Raw genomic sequence first — 16,061 nt, 5'->3', positions numbered from 1 at the left:
AGCATGTCTGCACTCAAATCCATTATTGAGGCCAACAAGGCCGGGCAGCAGGCGGGGATTTATTCCGTCTGTTCGGCCCAGCCGCTGGTACTGCGCGCCGCTCTGCGTCATGCGGCGCGGCAACGGGCGCCCTTGCTGATTGAGGCTACGGCCAACCAGGTCAATCAGCACGGCGGCTATACAGGCATGACCCCCGCCGATTTTATCGCCTTTGTGAAGAGCCTGGCCCAAAGTGAAGGTGTTGCCGAAGCGCAGTTGCTGTTCGGCGGCGATCACCTGGGGCCGGTGGCCTGGAAACACCTGACTGCCGAGCAGGCGATGGCCGAGGCCGAAGCCATGGTGCGGGCCTATGTCGAGGCGGGATTTTGTAAAATTCATCTGGATGCCAGCATGGCTTGTCATCAGGAACAAACGCCCCTTGCCGATGAGGTGATTGCTGCGCGCGCCGCCAGACTGTGCCGCGCCGCAGAAGCGGCCAAGGCGCCGGGGCAACAGCTCTGTTATGTGATAGGCACTGAAGTGCCCGCTCCCGGTGGTGTCAGTTCGCTGGAGGAGGGGCTGCAGGTCACCCCGGTCGCGGCGATGAAACACACCATTAGCGCCCACAAACAGGCCTTTGCCGCCGAAGGGCTTGGGGCAGAGGTTTGGCAGCGGGTGATTGCGCTGGTGGTGCAGCCGGGTGTGGAGTTCGGCAATGCCGGGGTACATCAGTATGATGATGCGCTCACCAAAGAGCAGAGCCGCTTTATTCGTGAGCAGCCCAATCTGGTGTTTGAAGCCCACTCTACAGATTATCAACTGCCGGAGCATTACGCCCAGTTGGTGGCCGGCCATTTTGCCATTCTCAAAGTGGGGCCGCAGTTGACTTTTGCCCTGCGCGAGGGGCTGTTTGCCCTGGATCATATAGAGGCCTTGCTGGTGCCGGCGGCGAAACGCTCAGGGCTTAGAGCACTGTGTGAGCAGAGGATGCTGTCTGAGCCCAAATACTGGCAGTCGTTCTATACAGATCCTGCGCTGCGGGATTGGCAACTGGGATTCAGTTACAGTGACAGGATCCGCTACTACTGGCCCGAATTGTCGCTGACCATAGACAAGCTGCTGGCCAATCTGGCAAACCCCATTCCCGAGCCTCTTATCAGCCAATATCTGCCGCTGGCCTATCCGGCCGTGGTCAGAGGCGAGCTGCCCGCCACTGCGATTGAGCTGGTACTCCATCATATCGGCCTGGTGCTTAACCGTTATGCCAGCGCCTGTCAGCCTGCTGCCATCGAAGGATAAATCAATGCAAGTCAGTGACCTATCAAAGACCCACTTGTATCCAAAATCTGCCGCCAACCCGCTTTGGCAAGCGCCGGAGAGTGGTAAATGGACGGCGACCGAGATAGCCCAGCAGCCGACACTCTGGCGCGAATTACAGGCCGATTTCAAACACAGGCAAGCGCAGCTCAGCGCTTTTCTCAACCCCTTGCTGGCCAAGGACAATCTGCGGATTATTCTCACCGGCGCCGGTACTTCGGCTTATATCGGCGAGGCGTTGGCAGCCTTTTTACAGCGGCAGCTCAGATTGCCGGGCCAGAGGGTGGAAGCCTTGTCCAGCACGGATATTGTTTCTCACCCCAGGCTGCATCTCAACCCGTTGCAGCCGACTCTGATAGTCTCCTATGGCCGTTCTGGAAACAGTCCTGAATCCCTGGCTGTGCTGGCGTTGGCCGATGAGTTGCTGACAGATGTCAGTCATCTGCTGCTGACCTGTAACCCTGAGGGCGCTTTGGCCAGCTATGCGGCCGAGCACAGTCACAAGGCTTGTTTGTGGTTGATGCCCCAAGACAGCCACGATCGCAGCTTTGCCATGACCAGCAGCTTCAGCTGTATGTATCTGGCGACCCTGCTACTGTTTGCCGAGGAAGACAAATCGTTATTCAGGGTGCTGACACTGACGGAGCAACTGCTCGAAACCCGGCTCGACGGGGTGCAGCAAACCGCGGCTCATTGCTGCAAGCGGATAGTGTTTCTCGGCGCCGGGCCCCTCAAGGCGGCGGCTCAGGAGGCGGCGCTCAAGTACCTTGAACTGACGGCCGGTATAGTGATCAGCAGTTTTGAGAGTCCGCTGGGGTTTCGTCACGGCCCCAAGTCACTGGTGAATGAAGATACCCAGATAGTGCTGCTCGGCAGCTCTGAGCCCTATGCCAGAGCCTACGATCTGGATCTTCTGGCAGAGCTGCGCGCCGATAAGCGGGCGCTGGATATCTGTTATCTGAGTGAAGAGGCACTGGCCCAAGATGGTCAGGCCAGTCTGGAAGAGGCTTGGTTGACACTGCCCTTTATTGTTTACTGTCAACTACTTGCATTTTACAAGGCGTTAGAGCTTGGGGTGTCAGCGGATAATCCCTGTCCCAGCGGCCAGGTCAATAGAGTGGTGCAGGGGGTGAAGCTGCATTCGCTTGCGGTTTATACTCGGCCCGGCAGCCGGGATAACACAGAGGATTGAGCCATGTACTACGGTGTGGATATCGGTGGTACCAAGATAGAACTGGCGGTGTTCAGTCCACAAATGCGTCTGTTGGATAAATGGCGCATTGCGACTCAGGGTGACGATTATCAGAGCTTTCTGGCCTCGCTCGCCTTGCAGATAAGCGAGGCCGACAGGCGCTGGCCGGCCGAGTCCGGCATCCTGGGCACTGTGGGGATAGCCCTGCCCGGGGTGATCCGCGCCGATGGCACTGTGGTCTCCAGCAATGTGCCTTGCCTCAATCAGCGTAAAGTGGCCGAAGATCTGGGCGCCTTGTTGTCGCGTCCTGTGGCCCTTGGCAATGATTGCCGTTGTTTCGCTCTGTCCGAAGCCTTACTGGGAGCCGGGAAAGATCATGCCAGAGTGCTTGGACTCATACTCGGTACCGGGCTTGGCGGCGGGATCTGTATCGAAGGGCGGCTTATCACCGGCGCTCACTGTCTGGCCGGTGAGTTCGGCCATCAGGGCATGGCGGCAAGCGTGCTGTTGCGCCATGGCTTGCCGCTTTATGATTGCGGCTGTGGCCTCAAAGGCTGCGCCGAAACCTATGTCTCGGGCACAGGCCTTGGCCGTATCTACCGGGAGTTTGGCGGCGAGGGGGATACATACGCTTGGCTGGCGGCGCTGCGCGCCGGTGATGCCATAGCCAAACGCAGTTTCGATGCTTATCTGGATGCCCTGGGCAGTGTGTTGGCCGGACAGATCCTCAGTCTGGATCCGGACATCTTTGTCTTCGGCGGCGGCTTGAGCGAAGTGCCGGAAATTTTGGCGGCACTGCCGCAGGCTACCGCCAGGCATATATTCAAGGGGGTGCAGTTGCCCGAGTTTTGCGCCGCTCAATTCGGCGCCGCCAGTGGCGTTCGCGGCGCAGCCATGCTGGGAAAGGCGCTGGCGACTAGAGTGGAACAGAGCAATAGCGTGAGCGCCAACGAGCAGGTAGCGGATATGGATACCTTGTTGACCGGAGGCTGGCATGAACAGCAACACTGACAAGGCCCCGTTCTGGATTGGTGCCGATGGTGCCCTGCTCGGGCCGCAAATGAGCCGCAGTAATGAGGTTTGGCTGCGGATAGTCGATGGCCGTATTCATACCATTGCCAAGGTGCCCAAGGAAGGTGAGGCGGCAACTCACTATGCAGGCCTTCTGGTTCCCGGTTTTGTCGACACTCAGGTCAACGGTGGTGGTGGCCGCATGTTCAACCGGAAGCCCTGCGTTGAGACCCTTAAGCTGATGTTGGACGCCCATGGCCGTTTCGGCACTTCTAGCATGTTGCCGACGCTTATCAGCGACGATATCAGGGTAATGCAAGCGGCACTTGCGGCGGCCATCAGCGCCAGGGAAGCCGGTCTTGACGGCATAGCCGGGATCCATTTTGAGGGGCCGCATCTGTCACTGGAGCGCAAGGGTTGCCACAGTGAAGCCCGCTTAAGGGAGCTTGGCGATATTGAGTTGGCGCTCTACGCCGAGGCTGTGTCCCAACTGGGTGTTTGTGTGGTGACTCTGGCTCCCGAGAGGGTAGGGCCTGAAGATGTTCGCCGCCTGGTGGCGCTCGGTGTCAGAGTGTCTTTGGGGCATTCCAATGCCAACGCCGAGACCGTGATGGCGGCGCTGGATGCCGGAGCCAGCGGCTTTACCCATCTTTATAACGGCATGTCACAGCTGGAGTCGCGTGCCCCCGGCATGGTGGGAACGGCGCTCAGTGACCCAAGGGCATTTTGCGGCATTATTCTCGACGGTCATCATCTGCACCCGGTCAGCGCCACTCTCGCCTGGCGTGCCAAGGGGAGTCGACGTTTGATGCTGGTGACAGATGCCATGTCGCCTGTGGGCTCTGAAGAGCAGGAGTTTGAATTTTTCGGCGGTAAAGTTGTGCGCCGCGGTACTGAGCTCAGGGATCTCAACGGCTCTTTGGCCGGTTCAGTATTGGAGATGACAACGGCAGTTCGCTATGCCGTCAAGGTGCTGGGGATCCCGCTGGAGCAGGCCGTTGCCATGGCCAGCAGTACTCCAGCCGCTTTTGCCGGGCTGAATGACAGAGGCATGTTGGCCGAAGGCATGCGGGCTGACTTGCTGCTGCTTGACGATGCCCTGTATCAGTCAAAGCGCTGGCAAGGCGGCAGGCTCGCAGCGGGCGCCGAAGTTCGCAGTAAAAGCGTTTGAAAATAAGCAGCTTCAAGGGACATCTGTCCTTGGCAGCCGCTGGATAATCATTGACAGAGAATAACAATAACAAGAGGAGTAGCCGACAATGGACAATAACACCCTGAATAGAGGAGGCGGCACTTTACTGCCCATGGTGCTGATTGGAATACTCTTTTTTGTATTCGGCTTCGTAACCTGGCTCAATGGTGCACTGATCCCTTTTCTGAAAATCGCCTGCGAACTCAATGAGCTGCAAGCCTATCTGGTGGCCTTTGTATTCTACATCGCTTACTTCGTGATGGCCTTGCCCATGTCCGGGCTGTTGACCCGTTTCGGTTACCGTGCCGGGCTACAGATTGGCCTTGGGGTAATGGCGAGTGGCGCACTGCTGTTTATCCCTGCGGCGCTGAGTCACACCTTTGGCCTGTTTTTGCTGGCGTTGTTTGTTTTGGGAACCGGCCTTACCATACTGCAAACTGCGGCCAATCCATACATTGTTTGCATTGGTCCGCGAGAGAGCGCCGCCATGCGGATCAGCTGTATGGGCGTGGTCAACAAGGGCGCCGGTTTTATTGTTCCTTTGGTGTTCAGTGCCTGGGTGCTGACAGGTATGGATGCTTTTACGCCGGAAGCGTTGGCACAGCTCAGTGAGCTTGAGCGCACTGCGGCATTGGAGCAACTGTCTGCCCGTTTGGTGCAGCCTTACCTGGCGATGGCGGTTGTCTTGGCTCTGTTGCTGCTGTATGTGCGATTTTCGCCCCTGCCCGAATTGCAACTTGAACAGGACAGCCAGGCCAAAAGCTGTGACAGCTTGGTACCGAGAACAGATTGGCGCGCCATTCTGGCCTATCCCCAGGCTATTCTCGGGGCACTGACTCTCTTTATGTATATAGGTGCCGAAGTGATTGCCGGTGATAGCATAGGCCTCTATGGCCAGCATCTTAAAGTGGCCGAGTTTGGCATTCTGACCTCCTACACCATGGGATTTATGGTGCTTGGCTATTTGCTCGGCATACTCTTGATCCCAAGAGTGATGAGTCAGCGCAGCGCCTTGGTGGGCTCGGCGCTGGCTGGGTTGGTGTTTACTTTGGGGATCATGCTTGGAGATGAAACCAGCACGCAGCTGTCGAGTCTCTTGCTCGAACCTTTGGGGATAATGCCGCTGCCGGATCCCTTGCTTTACCTTGCGCTACTCGGCTTTGCCAACGCCTTGGTCTGGCCCGCTGTCTGGCCGCTGGCGCTGGAAGGGCTCGGCCGCCTGACTGCTGTGGCCTCGGCACTGCTCATCATGGGCATAGCCGGTGGTGCCTTGCTGCCCTTGCTCTATGGCGCCTTGGTGCACCAGGGTGTGCCCCATCAAAGCGCCTACGGGATCCTCCTTCCCTGTTATGGGATGATCCTTTATTACGCCGTTGCCGGCCACAAGCTGCGGGCCTGGTCGGGAGCGACCGCCACCAAAGCCGTGATTGACTGAGACCTCAGTAGATCCAGAAAAATACCGCCATGCTGACGATAGTGGTCAGCAGGGTGTTGCGGGTCAACAGTGCCAGTAAGGCCGCCAGCAGGGCGCAGCTGAGGTAGGGATTGCTCAGGCTCAGTTGCAACTCGCCGTCTCGCAGAAACACTATGGGGGCGAAGATGGCGCTTAATACTGCCGGCGCCGAAAAGCCAAGGAAAGCCTGGGTTTTCTTGCCAAGTCGTATCGGTAGCCCGGGCTCAAGCAGTAAATAACGGCTGAGTATCACCAACAGCGCCATGGTCAGTATGGTTAACCAAATCATGCCTGCTCCTTGCCTTTATCTTGCGTTGTCTCAAGCGGTTTAACTGGACTGCCGCCCAAGAGGCTTTGATAGAGATACCCCACAGCCATGGCGGTTACGGCGGCGATCAGCAGGCCACCCGGGATAGCCAGCGCTTCACACAGGACGCTCAGCAACATGGCCGTGAGCACACATAAGGCGGTGGCAACATTGACTATCCTCGGCACCACCAAAGCGATAAAGGTGGCTGCGATGGCAAAATCCAGTCCCAGAGAGCCGAGATTATCCATAGAGCTGCCGGCGAGAATTCCGGCCAGGGTTGCCAGATTCCAGCCAAGATAAAAACTCAAACCAGCTCCCAGGGCGTACCAGGGCCTAAGGGTACTTTCCTTGCTTTGATTGGCTACCGCAAAGAGTTCATCCGTGAGCAGAAAACCCAGTGTCAGGCGCCAGCGCAGTGGCAAGGGGCTGATGGCTGGACGCATCGCCATGGCATACAGCAGATGACGAGAGGTGATCAATGCCGTGGTAACCAAAATGGCCAGTAGGCTTGAACCTGCCTTTATCATTCCGAGGGCGACCAATTGCGCCGAGCCTGCGAAAACAAACAGGCTCATGGCTTGGCTCTCTAAGGCGCTGAGGCCGGTTTCCAGTGCCAGCGAACCGGCCAATATTCCCCAAGGGATAACAGCTAAAGTCAGCGGCATTACCGCCAGGGTACCCCGTAAAAATTCGCGGCTCCGGTTAAGTTCCTGAATGCGTGATGATTGCTGATTGTGAATGGTCAATCTTGACTCCATCTTGATGATTTTTCTGTTTTAACAAATTGGCCCGGAGTGGTGCCGAATGGCGTTGTTGCCTAAATAAGCGGAACCTTTTTCGCTTTCCATGATCTGATCTTGCATAACAGGTCTTCGGTCAGTTTCATGGGTAAGTCAGAACGCAATATCACCAACTGGAAGCAATACAATCAGGCATTAGTCAACCGTGGTTCGGTTACCTTCTGGCTGGACGAGGCAGCGGTTAACGCTTGGCATTGCACAAAGCATCACGGCGGTCGTGGCCGTGGCTTTCAATTCAGCGACACCGCCATCGAAACCGCCTTGATGCTCAAAGGGATTTTTAAGCTGTCATTACGTGCGACCGAAGGGTTCATCAACTCCCTATTTCAGCTGATGAAAATACCGTTAATTGCTCCAGACTACAGCTGTATCAGTAAACGCGCCAAGACGGTGAACGTCAAGTACCGCAATCCCTCAAGAGGTGCGGTAGCGCATGTTGTCGTCGATGCCACAGGCCTCAAAGTGTATGGCGAAGGTGAATGGAAAATGCGTAAGCATGGCAAAGAAAAACGTCGGGTTTGGCGCAAGCTTCATTTGGCTATCGATGCCGCTACACATGAAATTATCGGTGCGCAAACAAGCCTTGAAACTGTAGCAGATAATGAAGTACTTCCAGCGTTACTGGCTCCCCTAAGACGCAAGCTTAGACAAGTCTCCGCTGACGGGGCTTACGATACCAAAGCTTGTCATAAATTATTGCGACGAAAGCAGGCGAAGCCAACGATTCCACCTCGCTCAAATGCCGGATACTGGGAACCAGGGCATCCTCGAAATGAAGCTGTGGATGCACTTAAGGCCGGAGAGTTGAAGCAATGGAAATTGATGAATCACTACCATCAGCGTTCCTTATCTGAGACCGCCATGTATCGCTACAAACAACTCATTAGCGCCAAATTAAGTTTGCGTGACTATAACGGGCAGGTGGGTGAGGCATTGGCAGGGGTTAAGGCATTAAACAAAGTCATAAGACTGGGTATGCCTGTTCGCCAGAAAATCTCGTAAAGCAGCTGAAAGCCTAGGGGTAGTTGCGTTCAAGCGAATGATTTGATCAACAACGCCGTGCCGAATGCCCGTTTGAATTGACGGTTCAAATGGCTTTGGTCGCAAAATCCTCAGTCCTGTGCCACCTGGATGGGGAAGCGCCCAGCCGCAACAACGTTCGCGCCAGAATTAATCTTGCCTGGGTTTGAGCCAAATTGTGCCCTGAACTGCCTGAGTAACACAAAAGGCGCAGTTGTACCAGACTGGCCAGTTCCTGGAGTGAGGTGTTACTGCTGCAACTGTGTTCCAGAAACTGTCTGGCCCTATTCAGCTGGGGGCTGCCTGGACAGCTGCAGCGGGCTTCAGCCGACCGTGACGCAGCATCAACAGGCTGAGGTTAAGGCATTCAACAAAGTCATAAGACTGGGTATGCCTGTTCGCCAGAAAATCTCGTAAAGCAGCTGAAAGCCTAAATAAGTGTTCCTAATTGTGCTCCACTTTCATGAGACCATGCCCGCCACCAGGGAATGGTGAAGCATGGTCCATAAAATACTTAACCCGCTCCATCAACTTCCAGATGTTTTTGCACTGATGGTTTCGGGTAACGGTTTCATGTAGTGCGTGCCACAACTGCTCTATTTTGTTGACCCAAGGTGAGTAAACCGGCTGAAACAACAAGATAAACTTTGGGTTTTACTTGAGCCAAGCTTGAGTCTTTTTACTCTTGTGGATGATGTAGTTATCGATAATGAGCGTAATCGTTTTGGCTCGTCTGTACTGTCTTTTGAGCAATTTCAGCATTGAAAGAAATAGCATTGAATCTTTGCTGGAACTGGCGACATAACTGACTTTCCCCGTTCCTGTGTGTAGCACTCCTGCCAAGTATCGTTTGCTATTCTGTCCCGGCGTTATCACTCGTTTTTGATGGCCTTTATGCATCCATTCTGCGCCGATTTTTGGATTGAGATGGATATCAACTTCATCTTCATAAAATACGGGATGGTTTATATTGCAACGCTTCAAAGCTGCCTTAATTTCCGCAAGCTTCTCATCTTTATGAGGATCTTTGATATGCAAGGTGGGAGCGGCTCTACGCCAAACAACGCCAAGTTTAGGCAACCACCGCCGAATCGTTGAGGAATGAACCTGCAGCGAAAATAAGCGGTTAACCTCAAGAGCTATTAATTCAGTACTCCAGCGGGAACGTTGGTATCCAAGCTCTTGGGGGGACAATTGAAGCAGTAGTTTGATTACACTCGTTATTTGTTGGAAAGGAAGCACACAGGAACGGCCTCTGGTTGAAGACTCCAGCCCCTCAATGCCACATTCAGTGTACCAACTGACCCATCTGTTGATTGAAGAACGCGCCGCAGCTATCAAGCCTGATACTTCAGTAACAGTACGTCCAGATGCCAACAAGAGAATGGCATTCAGGCGACGGCACTCGTCTTTATCTCTGGTTTTATACATCTTTTTTTGTATTCGACGTCTTTCAGAGCGGGTTGGTAATGTTAGAATCATGATCTCGGCTCGGTTTGTGTGAGTTGGTTGGTTTGGCGATTGATCAGATCGCTTGAATCGAGCCGAGTTCCTTCTATTTTCGAAACTCAGTGATCTACATTTAGGAACTAATGAAATGGACACCTCCCCACAAAGACTTCAGTGAGCCATGCTGTAAGTGCAAACCAACAGCAATATGAAGAGGTGTCCCATGGAACAAATTATCGGAATTGATCTGGCAAAGCGAGTTTTTCAGGTGAATATCGTATCTGCGCAGGGTGAGAAGAAAGCGAATAAAATGATCACCCGTGAAAAATTGACGGCGTTTATTGTTCAGCAGCCTCCGTCCCGTATTGTGATGGAAGCGTGCGGCAGTGCAAATTACTGGTCACGCCAGTTCAGGCAATACGGACATGAAGTTAAACAAATCAGTCCACAATATGTTGCCCCCTTCAGAATGGGCAGTAAAAATGACAAAAATGATGCAGCTGCAATTGTCGAAGCTGACAGTCGCCCGGGTATGCGCTATGTGCCGGAGAAGTCTATTGAACAGCAGGATATTCAGTGTCTGCACCGGGTTCGCCAGCGGCTGATGAAAAACAAAACCGCGCTGATTAACCAGATACGGGGGCTAGGCCTGGAATACGGTATTGCCATACCGGAAGGGGCTCATAAAATTATGGCCCACCTGCCTGAGCACCTGGAGGATGCAGAAAATGAGCTCACCACGCTCAGCCGGGAGCTGTTCCATGAGATGTTGCAGGAACTTCAGGACAATCAGCAGCGGATTAAAACTCTGGATCTGCGCCTTGCGCTTATCAGCCAGCAAAATGAGGATACCCTCAGACTGAAAAGCATACCTGGTATCGGGCCATTAGGGGCTTCAGCCTTGACGGTAGCTCTGGGCGACAGTGCTGATTTTCAGAATGGCCGGCATTTTGCCAGCTATCTGGGGCTGGTTCCGAAGGAGCACAGCAGTGGTGGTAAAGTCAAACTACTCGGGATAACAAAACGCGGAGATGGTTATCTGCGAGGACTGCTTATTCATGGCGCCCGCTCAGTGGTTTACCGGGTCATCAACCTTCCGGAAGAACGATGTGGAGGTCTCCAGCGGTGGCTGAAAGGTATTATTGCCCGAAGTGGCGTAAACAAAGCTGTAGTGGCGCTGGCTAACAAAAATGCCCGAATAGCGTGGGCGCTAATAAACCAAAAAACAGAGTATATCGTTAAGTAACTAACTGATTTTAATAAGTCCAAAGAGTTGATGTGCTGACAGGTAGAACCGACTCTCTGTGAACCTGACAAATAGCTGGGCTGCTAAAAGCCATGGCACTAATGAGGACAGAGAGTACGGATGTTCATCAGGGCTCACGAAGCCGGATATATGTGTGTGGCTACTTTGTCAGAAAGAGACCTGCCGGTGCTTGCATCGGAGAGGTGTCCATATAAGCTATTTAGTACTTCCATTATGGGAGGAACTATTGGGGTAATCGCTGGAGGAATTTTTGGGCCTGCAGGTATGGTTGCTGGAGGTGTTTTTGGTGCTACAACAGGGCAAAGGTTCGGTTTGGCAATGTGTTCGATGTTATAAGAGGGGAAGAGAAAAATGCAAGAATTAACAGTTAAAGATACAGAGATAGTGAATGGTGGAATAAATTCTGGAGTATGTTCAGCTGCAATTGTCTCAGGCTCTGCACTTGCCGGCGGCATAGCTGCTGGATACTTCTCTCTGGGTCTAGGGTTCACTGGTGGGGCATCGGCTGGTGCCTTTTTCGGAGGATTTGTAGCAGCTGCGGTGTGCTATAGATAATCTTATGGGAAGGGGGGAACCCCTTCCATTAACAGATAAAGTTAATTATGAAAGATATAAACTTATATATTATATTAGCGTATGTTTTACTTGTTTTTATTTTGATTTTCCCAATTGGCACTCTTTCTAAGATTGTAATTTTTATTGTAGGGCACGTTGTTATCTTGCTAGCTTACATTTTTAAAAGAGGTAAGTAGAAATTATGTTCTAGGATTTTGCTAGTTTTTTAATGTTTTTATATATTGAGTTTTCTATAGCTTTAGGATTTTAGTATTCCTCTTGCGATATTTCAGTTTTTGAAAAAGTTAATGTTAGCTGCCGTTGTTATCCATTATTCCATAGGTTGTTTTTATTGGTAATATTAGTAATTCTTTTAGCCAGAGTTTACATGTCATACATTATTGAGTGTTGGAGGTGGAAATGAAGTGGTTAAGTAAAGTGAAGGTAGAAGATTTATTCCCTACAGAGTACGCTTTGGTGGATTCATTTGGGTTGAGCATGATTTTTAAGTTAATCATTTTTGTCGTAGCATTTTCTTGGCTTGGCTTTATTCTTTTTGTTATTGTAAAGTTGTTTTTAAATTAATATGATTACTGCTGAAGTTGGGTTTTGAATTCGCGGTGGGTTCTATCACGAAAGGAAACGCTTATTCTCAGTAATGCAACGATTAAATTAGTTAGCGGAGGAGGACTCTCCTCAGCAGGATATAAGATGTTAAAATTTATTTTAATCGGGTTTGTAGTGGTAGGTTTAACTATAATAGGCTTTAGGCATAAACTAGATTTTAGAACGAACACAAAAGGTTTATTTTTAGGGTTTTTATTTATTTTCATTGGATTAACTTTAATACTAAATAACTGATCCTATTTGTGCTACATCTTGCTGAACCCTTGTGGCGCAAGAGTTTCCGGATATGTGATTCTGAAGCCCACCTCATCAGGCTGGTGTTCTAACTGCGTCAAGTTACTACTTGGAGACGATATCGGTTCAGTGATCTACTTTTGGAGCAGTTATTTAGTTTGTTAGTGTTTTTTCTTTGTGGATTTCTTCATAAATTAACCATCATCTGTTGCCAATAGAAATTCTCGATTTAGGAAAGGGAACAGGCAAAGCTTTGGAGGCAAGTTTGGTTGAACAAATAAGAGAATTTACAGCCCGGCTTTGGCCAGTTCGGTCGCCATCTGTTCAAGGCCGCTCAGGCCCTGGATATCGGTTTCCTTGAGTGGCAGTCGAAAGCGGCGCAGTTTGCTAAAGTTTGCGTCTATCTCTTCGAGGTGCACGGCTTCCTGCTGACGGCGTTTGGCAAGAAAGCTGCCGTCGGCTTCGGGTGGCAGCAACCGATTGATTACCAAACCTGCCAGCGGTAACTGCTCGGCCTGCAAACTGGCCACGGCGCGGCGGGTTTCCAGAATAGGCAGCTTTTCTGCGGTCAGGACAAACAGCAGCCCTGTTTGCTGCGGATCTTTAATCAGCTCACGGGTGCGCTGCAGCAGCCGTTGGCGGGCCAGTAAGGTTTCTGCTATGGCCTTGTTGCGCGGCGCCATTCCGGCGGTGGCGTGCTCGGCCGGATCGTCGAAGGGGTTATCGACATCACGGCCCCGCCCGGGTGTCAGATGCGACAGCATGGCGCCGAGCTTTTCTGATTTCTGATTGGCGCTCAGCATACCTTGGGTCCAGGCGGCCATCGCCTCAGGCAGGCTCAGTAGCCTAAGCGTATGGCCGGTGGGCGCGGTATCAAAAATGATCAGATCGTATTCACCGAGGCCGCTTTCCAGGGTCTTGGCAATCCGCTCCAGCAAAGCCGCTTCCTGGGCACCGGGAGACTGTCGGGTGAGACGCATCTGCCGCTCAATTTCAGCGAACATCTCCGGGCGGGTAAAACTTTTCAACTGTTGGCTGACCCGGTCGAGATGTTGGCGCACTTCCTCATCCGGGTCGATTTCCAGTGCATCCAGATTGGGTGCCAGCCGGGTGTAGTGATCGCCTATCTGCTTGGCAAAGGCATCGCTCAGGCTGTGGGCCGGATCTGTGGACACCAAAAGGACTTTCTTGCCGCGTCCGGCCGCCAACAGGGCCAGTGAGGAGGAGACAGTGGTCTTGCCGACACCGCCTTTGCCACCCACCCACAGAATACGTTTGTCGGTCAGCTGCGCCATAGCCCGTCCTTAATTAACATCTTGTTTCAACAGCATCTGAACTGATCCAGCGGTGAGTGGGGCATACCCATACGCAGGTGCCAGTCATGGAACTTTTCCAGCATCAAGGGCTGCAGCTCCAGAGTGTAGTAACTGGCCGGGTTGGGTACCCCCATCATTTCGGAGAAGATCAGCAGCATAAAGAGATCGTCCTGCTCCCTGCGGGCGCGGGCGACTGCCGAGCGAAAAGGGGCGTTATACGCCTCTTCCGCCAGGTGGCTCAGGTCTTTGACCAATGCCTTGATCTTCGCCAGCTTCATCAGTCGTTCTCCGCTGCGGTTTTACGCGCCTTGAGCGAGCGGCTCAACGTGGCACTGCACTCCAGTGAAATGACTATGGCGGCGATCAGTACCACCAAGTCCAGAGTGAACAGGAACCAATCCTGCTTGTCGTAGAAGCCCTTGAGCTGAATAAGTAGGCCCATGGTGGTCATCACCAGCAGGAAGATAAGCGGAGCCAGGGTATACCACATGGGGCGACCCAGTTTCACCAGCATCACTGTGATTACCAGCAGTGTCAGGCCAGCCAGCAACTGGTTGGTGGTGCCAAACAGCGGCCAGATCAGCATGCCACCCGAGCCGTCACCGCCGGCGCCGAAGGCCAGCAGCAAGCAGGTGCCCACGGCCAGCAGAGTGGCGACGGCGCCATTTTGCATCCAGTTGAGGTTATAGATGCTGCCCCATTCCTGGAAGATGTAACGCTGTAGCCGCAAGCCAGTGTCCATGGTGGTACCGGCAAACAGCACTACCATTACCGTCAGCAGGGTTTGCGCCATGGTTTCATCCATGCCTATCCCGGATTCGAGGATATTGGCGCCGCCCTTGATAAAGGCACTGACGCCCCCCTGACCAAAGGCGTGATAGATGGCCTGCCAGTCGGCCAGAGTCGCAAAACCCGCAGTGGCGGCTATGATGGCGGCCAGTGCCAGAGAGCCTTCGCCTATGGCGCCAAAGTAGCCGACAAAACGCACATCCGGCTCTTTATCCAGTTGTTTTGAGGTGGTTCCGCTGGAAACCAGGCCGTGGAAGCCGGAAATCGCACCGCAGGCAATGGTGACGAACAGCAGCGGCACCAAGGATGGAGTGCCTTCGGGTACATCGGTATTAAAGGCCGGCGCCACTATATCAGGCGCGCCCAGAAGCACGGCGCCGTAGAGCAAGCCTAAGCCGATAAACAGCTGAATACCATTGATATAGTCCCGCGGTTGCAGCAGCATCCATACCGGCAGCAGCGAGGCGATGGCGGCATAGACAAACAGCAGGATGATCCAGCTCTGGTTATCCGACAGCGGCCCCAGGGTTTCCGGCAATGCCAGCGGCATGGACGGGCCGATATAAATGAGTGCGTACAGTGCCGCCACGCCGATAATGGACACCACCAAGAGGTTGATAAGACGGCGGTAGATTAGCTGACCTATGATGAGTGCCACCACAATGGCGCCCCAAACCGGCAGGGTGGCGCTGGGGAAGTTGATCAGCTGCTTGGCAATGACAACGGCAAACACGGCGTTAACCATGAGCAACACTAAAAATATCACCACCATAAAGATGCTGCGGGCCCGCTCGCCGATAACATCACCCGTGACCGCACCTATGGATTTGGCCTTGTTGCGGTTACTGGCCCAGATGGCGCCGGCATCGTGCACCCCGGCAAAGAAGATGGTGCCGAACACCACCCAGAGGAAGGCCGGCACCCAGCCCCAGATAACGGCAATGGCCGGGCCGATAATTGGCGCGGCTCCAGCCACAGAGGTAAAGTGGTGGCCCCAGAGTACATATTTATTGGTGGGCACATAGTCGATACCATCCTGCATCTCATGTGCAGGTGTCACGAAGTTGGGATCGACTTTGAAGATTTTTTCGCAGATGAATTTTGAATAGACAAAATAGCCGGCCGCCATCGCGCCCAGGCCCATTAACATCAACAGCACAGCATTCATGGGACACCTCTTGTTGTTGTTTTGATGTGTTGATGTTAATAGAAGGTGGTTGTTGCTGATATCAGACTAAAGTCCTATTTGGTCGCGGCTGTCAATAACAGCATTTTTGCTGTAGGCGTTTGTCTGCAAAGTAATAATTGCCCGTAATATCGCGGTAGTTCTTGTTTCTTTATTGCGTGTTTCGCTGCTTACAAGGACTTTCAAGCTTATCCGGATGAGAGCCAAATAGGGTAGTGATTACCTTAAGTGAACAGATACTGTTCTTTCTCTACCGTTTTTGCTATTTCGCGTGGCATTATGGAGCGCATAGCGCCAGATTTGGCGCTAGAATGGCTCGGTGCTACCGGTTGGTTGTGGCACAGATAATATCAATAACATCGCA

The 16,061-nt window shown here is 52.9% G+C and carries 14 protein-coding genes and 1 pseudogene; 9 read left to right on the top strand and 6 right to left on the bottom strand.

Annotated elements, in window-relative coordinates:
- Positions 1-3 precede the first annotated feature (3 nt).
- From SIL79_RS18525 to SIL79_RS18505, 5 genes are all read left to right on the top strand, one after another.
- Entirely contained in the window at positions 4-1,278 is a 1,275-nt protein-coding gene (locus tag SIL79_RS18525) for a class II D-tagatose-bisphosphate aldolase, non-catalytic subunit (RefSeq protein ID WP_319619857.1), read from the top strand.
- Positions 1,279-1,282: 4 nt separating this feature from the next.
- The gene (locus SIL79_RS18520; protein WP_039036106.1) at positions 1,283-2,488 is read left to right on the top strand and encodes an SIS domain-containing protein; all 1,206 of its coding nucleotides are present in this window, start codon (positions 1,283-1,285) and stop codon (positions 2,486-2,488) included.
- Between the two features lie 3 nt (positions 2,489-2,491).
- Entirely contained in the window at positions 2,492-3,499 is a 1,008-nt protein-coding gene (locus tag SIL79_RS18515) for an ROK family protein (RefSeq protein WP_071477235.1), read from the top strand.
- Positions 3,483-4,670, top strand: coding sequence for an N-acetylglucosamine-6-phosphate deacetylase (gene nagA / locus SIL79_RS18510; protein WP_319619856.1), 1,188 nt, complete (start codon positions 3,483-3,485; stop codon positions 4,668-4,670). The genes SIL79_RS18515 and nagA overlap by 17 nt, the downstream gene beginning before the upstream one ends.
- A gap of 88 nt (positions 4,671-4,758) precedes the next feature.
- Entirely contained in the window at positions 4,759-6,126 is a 1,368-nt protein-coding gene (locus SIL79_RS18505; RefSeq protein WP_319619855.1) for an MFS transporter, read from the top strand.
- 4 nt (positions 6,127-6,130) lie between these two features.
- Here SIL79_RS18505 and SIL79_RS18500 read toward each other — a convergent pair whose 3' ends face one another.
- Both SIL79_RS18500 and SIL79_RS18495 read right to left on the bottom strand, forming a co-directional pair.
- Positions 6,131-6,433, bottom strand: coding sequence for an AzlD domain-containing protein (locus tag SIL79_RS18500; protein WP_025009838.1), 303 nt, complete (start codon positions 6,431-6,433; stop codon positions 6,131-6,133).
- The gene (locus SIL79_RS18495; protein WP_267962990.1) at positions 6,430-7,200 is read right to left on the bottom strand and encodes an AzlC family ABC transporter permease; all 771 of its coding nucleotides are present in this window, start codon (positions 7,198-7,200) and stop codon (positions 6,430-6,432) included. Before SIL79_RS18495 ends, SIL79_RS18500 begins: the two co-directional genes overlap by 4 nt.
- 138 nt (positions 7,201-7,338) lie before the next feature.
- Here SIL79_RS18495 and SIL79_RS18490 point away from each other — a divergent pair, with 138 nt between their 5' ends.
- The gene (locus tag SIL79_RS18490; RefSeq protein ID WP_071238787.1) at positions 7,339-8,256 is read left to right on the top strand and encodes an IS5 family transposase; all 918 of its coding nucleotides are present in this window, start codon (positions 7,339-7,341) and stop codon (positions 8,254-8,256) included.
- 462 nt (positions 8,257-8,718) lie between these two features.
- Here SIL79_RS18490 and SIL79_RS18485 read toward each other — a convergent pair.
- A pseudogene (locus SIL79_RS18485) lies at positions 8,719-9,756 on the bottom strand (IS630 family transposase).
- Positions 9,757-9,946: 190 nt separating this feature from the next.
- Between SIL79_RS18485 and SIL79_RS18480 the strand changes: the two are divergent.
- The 3 genes from SIL79_RS18480 to SIL79_RS18470 all read left to right on the top strand — a co-directional run bounded on the left by SIL79_RS18480 (position 9,947) and on the right by SIL79_RS18470 (position 12,130).
- A complete protein-coding gene (locus SIL79_RS18480; protein ID WP_144362223.1) occupies positions 9,947-10,969 on the top strand; it encodes an IS110 family RNA-guided transposase in 1,023 nt (340 codons plus the stop codon).
- 372 nt (positions 10,970-11,341) lie between these two features.
- A complete protein-coding gene (locus tag SIL79_RS18475; protein WP_082014269.1) occupies positions 11,342-11,545 on the top strand; it encodes a bacteriocin-like peptide in 204 nt (67 codons plus the stop codon).
- Positions 11,546-11,965: 420 nt separating this feature from the next.
- Complete coding sequence (locus SIL79_RS18470; protein ID WP_177192596.1) at positions 11,966-12,130, top strand: hypothetical protein; 165 nt, start codon at positions 11,966-11,968, stop codon at positions 12,128-12,130.
- Positions 12,131-12,693: 563 nt separating this feature from the next.
- Here the strand turns inward: SIL79_RS18470 and SIL79_RS18465 are convergent.
- The 3 genes from SIL79_RS18465 to SIL79_RS18455 are packed head-to-tail and all read right to left on the bottom strand — an operon-like array spanning position 12,694 to position 15,679.
- Entirely contained in the window at positions 12,694-13,701 is a 1,008-nt protein-coding gene (locus tag SIL79_RS18465) for an ArsA family ATPase (protein ID WP_101096670.1), read from the bottom strand.
- A 26-nt stretch (positions 13,702-13,727) separates the two neighbouring features.
- A complete protein-coding gene (locus SIL79_RS18460; RefSeq protein ID WP_025009799.1) occupies positions 13,728-14,000 on the bottom strand; it encodes a cory-CC-star protein in 273 nt (90 codons plus the stop codon).
- Positions 14,000-15,679 carry a carbon starvation CstA family protein gene (locus SIL79_RS18455; RefSeq protein ID WP_039033918.1) on the bottom strand — a complete coding sequence of 560 codons (1,680 nt, stop codon included), beginning with the start codon at positions 15,677-15,679 and terminating at the stop codon, positions 14,000-14,002. The genes SIL79_RS18460 and SIL79_RS18455 overlap by 1 nt, the downstream gene beginning before the upstream one ends.
- Between the last annotated feature and the right edge of the window lie 382 nt (positions 15,680-16,061).

Source organism: Shewanella indica (assembly GCF_033842865.1).
GTDB classification, from domain to species: domain Bacteria; phylum Pseudomonadota; class Gammaproteobacteria; order Enterobacterales; family Shewanellaceae; genus Shewanella; species Shewanella indica.
Note: the sequence above shows the minus strand (reverse complement) of the source record. Positions and strands in the feature narration are given on the sequence as shown.